At 67.9% G+C, this 6,407-nt stretch carries 6 protein-coding genes; 3 read left to right on the plus strand and 3 right to left on the minus strand.

From position 1 onward, the window contains the following. Positions 1-1,282: alkyl hydroperoxide reductase subunit F (gene ahpF / locus ACE3O8_RS12430; protein WP_374390206.1), on the plus strand; the 1,282-nt coding region annotated here is incomplete at its 5' end. 58 nt (positions 1,283-1,340) lie between these two features. Here ahpF and ACE3O8_RS12435 read toward each other — a convergent pair. Together ACE3O8_RS12435 and ACE3O8_RS12440 are read right to left on the minus strand one after the other, a co-directional pair. Beyond that, the gene (locus ACE3O8_RS12435; RefSeq protein ID WP_374390208.1) at positions 1,341-2,048 is read right to left on the minus strand and encodes a hypothetical protein; all 708 of its coding nucleotides are present in this window, start codon (positions 2,046-2,048) and stop codon (positions 1,341-1,343) included. A gap of 4 nt (positions 2,049-2,052) precedes the next feature. After that, on the minus strand, positions 2,053-3,246 hold the full coding sequence (locus ACE3O8_RS12440; protein ID WP_374390210.1) for a toxic anion resistance protein: 1,194 nt from the start codon (positions 3,244-3,246) through the stop codon (positions 2,053-2,055). Between the two features lie 116 nt (positions 3,247-3,362). On the opposite strand from ACE3O8_RS12440, the gene ACE3O8_RS12445 reads away from it, so the two are divergent. Next, positions 3,363-4,106: an alpha/beta fold hydrolase gene (locus ACE3O8_RS12445; RefSeq protein WP_374390212.1), complete on the plus strand. Its 744-nt coding sequence runs from the start codon at positions 3,363-3,365 to the stop codon at positions 4,104-4,106. Position 4,107: 1 nt separating this feature from the next. Beyond that, positions 4,108-5,655, plus strand: a complete 1,548-nt coding sequence (locus ACE3O8_RS12450) for a DUF4403 family protein (RefSeq protein ID WP_374390214.1) — start codon at positions 4,108-4,110, stop codon at positions 5,653-5,655. Positions 5,656-5,659: 4 nt separating this feature from the next. Here the strand turns inward: ACE3O8_RS12450 and ACE3O8_RS12455 are convergent. Next, the coding region (locus ACE3O8_RS12455) for a hypothetical protein (RefSeq protein ID WP_374390216.1) at positions 5,660-6,407 on the minus strand (748 nt) is incomplete at its 5' end.

Consider the following 6,407-nt stretch of genomic DNA (forward strand, 5'->3'; position numbering starts at 1 on the left):
CCGCGAGGCGCAGGACCTGCTGGATCAGGTCCGCGATCTCGACGGGGATTTCCACTTCGAAACCTGGTTCTCGCTCTCCTGCCAGAACTGCCCCGATGTGGTGCAGGCGCTGAACCTCGCCGCCGTGCTGAACCCGCGCATCCGCCACACCGCCATCGACGGCGCGCTGTTCAAGGCAGAGGCGGAAAGCCGCCGCATCATGGCCGTGCCCGCCGTCTTCCTGAACGGCGAACCCTTCGGCAGCGGCCGCATGGATCTCGCCCAGATCGTGGCCAAGCTGGACAGCAACGCCTCCGCCCGCGCCGCCGCAAAGATCGCGCAGAAATCCGCATTCGACGTGCTGGTGGTGGGCGGTGGCCCCGCCGGCTCGGCCGCCGCCATCTATGCGGCGCGCAAGGGCATCCGCACCGGCGTCGCCGCCGACCGCTTCGGCGGCCAGCTGCACGACACGCTGGGGATCGAGAATTTCATCTCGGTGGAATACACCGAAGGCCCCAAGCTCGCCGCCTCCCTCGAAGCCCATGTGAAGGCGAACGGCGTTGACGTGATGCCGCTGCAGACGGCCGCGCAGCTGATCCCCGCCGCCACGCCCGGCGGCCTCATCGAGGTGAAGCTGGAAAATGGCGCCTCGCTGCACAGCCGCACCGTGATCCTCTCCACCGGCGCCCGCTGGCGCAAGCTGGGCGTGCCCGGAGAAGAACAGTATCTGACGAAGGGCGTGGCCTTCTGCCCCCACTGCGACGGTCCGCTCTTCAAGGGCAAGCGCGTGGCAGTCGTCGGCGGCGGCAACTCCGGCGTGGAGGCCGCGATCGACCTCGCCGGTCTCGTCGCCCATGTCACCCTCGTCGAGTTCGACGCCCAGCTCCGCGCCGACGCCGTGCTGCAGGCAAAGCTCCGCAGCCTCCCCAACGTCACCATTCTCACCTCGGCCCAAACCACCGAGATCAGGGGCGACGGGGAAAAGGTCACCGGCCTCGCCTACAGGAACCGCACCGACGACAGCCTCCACAGCGTCGATCTGGAAGGCGTGTTCGTGCAGATCGGCCTGGTGCCGAACACCGAATGGCTGAAATGCACGCTCGACCTCTCGAAATATGGCGAGATCGTCGTGAACGCCCGCGGCGAAACCAGCCTCCCCGGCGTCTTCGCCGCCGGCGACTGCACCACCGTGCCCTACAAGCAGATCATCATCGCCATGGGCGAAGGCTCGAAAGCCGCGCTGAGCGCCTTCGATTACATGATCCGCCTGCCGCAGCCGGAAGCCCAGGCCATCGCGGCCTGAGGGCAACGCCATCATCGGGCGGGGCGGCGCAGGAAATCCGGCGCCGCCCCTTGGCCCCTCAGTCCTTCTTCACCCCATAGCGGCTTTCCAGGAACCGCCCCTCGGTTTCCAGCGCCTTCAGCCGCTCCTTCGCCAGTTCCTGCGTCAGCCGGTCGATTTCGCCGCCCACCACGCGCAGGCCTTCGCGGAAATGCGTCTGCGCCTCTGCCGTGCCGCGATGGGTGGCGGGAACTTCGGCATAGCTTTTCACCAGCCGGGGCAGGTGATCGCCCAGCAGCTTGCGGGCGTCTTCCGCCTGCGGTGTCGCCGGATCCAGCTGTTTCAGTTCGGGCGCCAGCCGGTCCAGCTGCGCCATCACCAGGTCGATCTCCCGTGCGGCGGGGGCGGGCAGCGCCGGGCGCTGCGCTTCCAGCCAGCCTTCCACCTGCGCGGGCAGCGTGCCCAGCGGCGCGTCGGGCAGCTTTTCCAGCTTCGGCGCCGGGCTGGCGGGCCAGTTGGCAAAGATCACCATGGCGCAGATCGCCGCCAGGAAGGTCATCATCACCCCCAGGAAGCCCAGCGGCGCGACGATGTTGCCATACAGGAACGCCGCCACCAGCACCGCCAGCACGGCGAACGCCATGTTGCGCAGCCGCCGGCCCACCGTCCGCGCGCCGCGCTCCAGCCGCTTTGCGCGCCGGGTCATCCCGTCGCGGGATTTCACCGTGCGTTCCAGCCACTCGTCGTATCGCGCCAGCGCCTCGCGCGTTTCGGGCCGCATGGTCATGCCGTCAGCCGGAAACAGGCAGCAGCGGATCGGCGGCGGTCGCGCCCTTGCCCTCGATCTGCGCCATGCCTTCCGCGCGGGCGATATAGCCCTTCGACTTCTCCACTTCGGACGACAGCGTGGTCACCGTCGTCTTCATCGATTCCAGCGCCTGCTGCTTGAACAGGTCGATCGAATCCATCGTCTGATAGATGTTCTCGAACGCCCGCTTCAGCGTCTCCACCGGAATGGTGGACGAAGCCGCCTGCTTGTGGATTTCGGCCGTCTGCACCCGCAGCATCGTGCCGGTCGCGTCGATCACATTGGCGGTGGTGGTGTTCAGCGCGGTGATCTGGTCCAGCACCAGCTTCTGCCCGGTCAGCGCCTGCGCCACCGTCACCGCCGTGCGCAGCGCGGAAACCGTGGTGGTAGAGGCGCGGTCCACGCCCTTCAGCAGCTCGATATTGTTCTTCTTCACCAGGTCCAGCGCCAGATAGCCCTGAACGGAAACCGCCATCTGCGTCAGCAGGTCGGTGGTGCGCTGGCGGGTATAGAACAGCGCCGTTTCGCGGATCGCCTTGGCCTTGGCCGGATCGCTGGTGTCCAGCTCGATCGCCGCCGTTTCCAGCTTCTGGTCCAGCAGCTTCGACATGTGGATCATCTGTTCCAGGTCGCCCATGGATTTCCACAGCGCCTTGCGCTCGGTGTCGATCGCCGCATTGTCGCGCAGCAGCTCGTCCTTGCCGTTCGACAGGCTCTTCAGGATCGTGCTGATATGGCCCTGCGCGCTCTTATAGCTGTCGAAATAGCCGCGCGCGCTGTCGCCGAAGGGCAGGATGCCGAACAGCTTCTTGCGCGTCGTCAGGCTGCCGCGCTTCGAAGGATCCAGATCCTCCACCGTGCGGCGCAGCTGCGTCAGGTCCGCGCCGATGCCATTGTCCTTGTCCATCGCCCGAACCGGGCGGTCGAGAAAGCGGTTGGATTGCCCGGCCGCCTCGGCGATCTGCGCCTGCCCCAGGTTCGCCAGCCGGTCCACCTCCTTGCCGAATTCCGGGCTGTTGGCATCCTTCGCCACCAGATTGGCGATGAAGCCGTCCACCCGCTTTTCCAGCTCGGACGTCTGCGTTTCAGTCAGCGGCACGAGGCCGGCGGCCGCTTCGGGTGCCACGACGGCCACGGCTTCGGGGGCGTCGAGCTTCAGCTTTGTTTCGGTTGCCATTTGAACCTTCAGGCTAGTGGGCCTCTCTCGCCGCCCAAAATGGCCCCATGCCGCGCCAATCGCAAGGGCCGGCCCAAAGGCTTGCGCACGGCGCCAAGTCGGCGCTACCTCCCGGCATGGAGTTCACGAGCTTCGACGGCACACGCCTCCACGTCACGGAACTGGGCGAAGGCCCGCCCGTGCTGCTGCTGCACGGCCTCTTTTCCAACGCCGACACGAACTGGATCCGCTATGGCACCGCCCGCCAGCTGGCAGAGGCCGGCCATCGCCTGATCCTCCCCGATTTCCGCGGCCATGGCCTCAGCGACGCGCCCGATGGTCCCGAACGCTGGCCGCCCGACGTCCTCGCCAAGGATATCGAGGCGCTCGTCGCCCACCTCGGCCTTGGCGGGGATTTCGTGCTGGGCGGCTATTCGCTGGGGGCGCGCACGGTCGCCCGCCTGCTGGCGCGCGGCCTGAAGCCCCGGGCGGCGATCTTCGCCGGCATGGGGCTGCGCGGCCTCACCCGCGGGGCAGACCGGGCGCAATTCTTCATCCGCATGATCGAGAAGCGGGGAACCTGGCCGCGCGGCACGCCGGAATTCGTGGCCGAGGCCTTCATGAAGACCAGCGTGAAAAATCCGGACTGCATCGTCCACCTGCTCGGCGGCCAGCAGAGCACGCCGGAAGAGGTGCTGCGCACCCTCGATCTGCCCAGTCTCGTCGTCTGCGGCGCCGACGATCAGGACAATGGCTCCGCCCCCGAGCTTGCGGCCCTTCTGCCCGACGCCCGCTATGCCGAGATTCCGGGCACCCACATGGGCAGCGTGACGCGCCCCGAACTGGGGGCCGCGATCGCGGCCTTCCTGAAAGCGCTCTGAGATGTGGCGGGCGGCCCGGGCGCTCTGGCTGATCCCGCCGCTCCTGCTCGTCGCCTGCAACAAGGAACCCACGCTCGACGCGCCACCCCGCCTGACGTCGAAGGCAGAGGTGCCGGTTGCGACCTCGCGGGTGATCGCCCCCATCGCGGCGGATCTGGGCGATCTGGAACGGCGCCTCAACGCCGCCGCCCCCGAAACCCTGTTCCGCATCGACCGGCAGGAGGATGTCTGCGTGCCGCCGGCCCGCATCACCGTCTGCCTGAAGCATGTGCGCCCCTGCAAGGGCGACGCCTGCAAGGATGTGCCCTGCAAGGTGGGGGTGAAGAAGGCGGGCGTCACCCCGCCGATGAGCTGCCGCATCGTCGGCGCCGTCACCCGCGGCCGCATCCGCCTGTCCGGCTCGGGCGAGCGGCTGAAGCTGCGCATGCCCGTCGCCGCCGAGATCAGCGCGAACGATGTGGGCAAGATCCTGTCCGAAACGGCGACGGCGAAGGCGGAAACCCGCGCCGACATCCGCCTCGGCATGACGCCCGGATGGACGCCCACGGCGAAGGTCGACATCGACTACAGCTGGACGGAAAAGCCGGGCATCGAACTGCTCGGCAGGCGCTTCACCTTCGCGGGCCGCGCCGATCCCGAACTGGCAAAGGTGATCGCCCGGATCGAACGCGACATCCCGCGCGAGCTGCAGGCGCTGCAGCCCCGGCGCAAGCTGGAAGAGGTGTGGGCGAAGGCCTTCACCGTCATCGAACTGAACGCGAAGAACCCGCCCGTTTGGCTGCGCCTCACGCCCGAACGCCTCAGCTATGGCGGCTACGAGGTGAAGAACGGCCAGCTGATCCTGAAGCTGCAGCTGGAGGCCGGGGCGGAAACCTTCGTGGGCGAACGGCCGCCCGATCCTGCCCCCACGCCGCTGCCGGATTCGGGCCCGCTGAAGCCCGGCACCGGCTTCCGCGTCGTCGCCCCCGTCATCGCCGACTATGCCGAGCTGGAACCGGTGCTGCACAAGGCGCTCACCAAGCTTGCGGCAAAGCCGGTGATGGTGCCGGAAATCGGGGCGGTGAACGTCAGCTTCGGCAAGCCCAGCATCTATGCGACCGAAGGCGGCAGGCTCGCCATCGGCCTCAGCATCAGCGCCCGGCGCGACAGCCGTGTCCTCGGCAGCGCCGATGGTGTCGTCTGGCTGACGGGCTTGCCCTGGAACGAACCGGACAGCCCCGTCGTCCGCGTGAAGGATCTGGCGATCGACGCAGACACGAACAACGCCGCGACAGACCTTCTGCTTGCCATCGCCCGGTCGCCTGACGTGATGGCAGAGCTGGAATCGGCCCTCACCCAGGATTTCAGCCGGGATCTGGCCAAGCTGAAGGTGAAGATCGACAAGGCGCTGGCCGACAAGCGGCTGGGCGATTTCATCCTAGACGTGCAGCTGGATACGATCCGCTACGGCGTGGTGAAGCCGCTGGGCCAGGGCGCCTATCTGCCGGTGGAAGTGTCAGGCAACGGCCAGATCCGCTGGGATCCGCAGAAGCCCGCCGTCAGGCGCTGACGGCTCAGGCCGACACGTCCATCACCAGCACCGGCTGCCGCCGGCCGGCCGCGTGGCGCAGCATCGTGAAGATCAGCAGCGCCACCGCCGCCATCTCCAACACCTCCTCCACCGCGACCGAAACCACCATCGGCCAGCGAAGATAGGCGTCCGCCCGATCCTCGTAGAGGCGGCTTTCCACCAGCTCCATGCCCATCGCGCCGCCCACGAACATCAGGGCAGAACCGGCCAGCCCGATCCGCGCGCCGGCCGGCAGCCGCAGCCAGAACGGCAGCAGGATGGCCACAACCGCAAGGACGAGCGCGCCATAGGGCAGCAGCCAGAACAGGCTGAGTTCGCCCTTCACCCTGGGCGCCAGCCATTTCAGCTGTTCATGAAGGCCGGCCGCCTCGTCCAGGCACAGGAACAGCAGGATCAGCCCGGCCAGTCGCCAGGGCGTCGCATTGGCGGGGTCGTCAATCCGGGCCAGCAGAAAGGCGATCAGCCCGGCGGCCAGCAAGGCAGCGGCAGACAGAAAACTGGGCAGATTTCCTTCGCCACCCAGGAACAGCAGCCGCCACAGGGTTTCGCCCCGGCCGAAGCCGATCTGCAGCAGTGCGGCGCCCAGATGCCCGGCAAGCAGCAGCGCCACGGCCGCCAGGTGCCAGCCAAGGACATGCGCCGGCGCAATCCGCAGACGGGCAGGCCCCCGGCCGACCCGTCCGGCCTGCCGTTCCGCCAAAATCTGCCGCATGTTGTTCATATGCAGTCCC

It is taken from the genome of Sandaracinobacter sp. (assembly GCF_041909755.1).
Taxonomy (GTDB): Bacteria; Pseudomonadota; Alphaproteobacteria; order Sphingomonadales; family Sphingomonadaceae; genus Sandaracinobacteroides.

Bases quoted from the DNA above. Each gene is read 5' to 3' on its own strand.
- ACE3O8_RS12435 (WP_374390208.1), bottom strand. From the start codon at position 2,048: ATGACCATGCGGCCCGAAACGCGCGAGGCGCTGGCGCGATACGACGAG.
- ACE3O8_RS12440 (WP_374390210.1), bottom strand. From the start codon at position 3,246: ATGGCAACCGAAACAAAGCTGAAGCTCGACGCCCCCGAAGCCGTGGCC.
- ACE3O8_RS12445 (WP_374390212.1), top strand. From the start codon at position 3,363: ATGGAGTTCACGAGCTTCGACGGCACACGCCTCCACGTCACGGAACTG.
- ACE3O8_RS12450 (WP_374390214.1), top strand. From the start codon at position 4,108: ATGTGGCGGGCGGCCCGGGCGCTCTGGCTGATCCCGCCGCTCCTGCTC.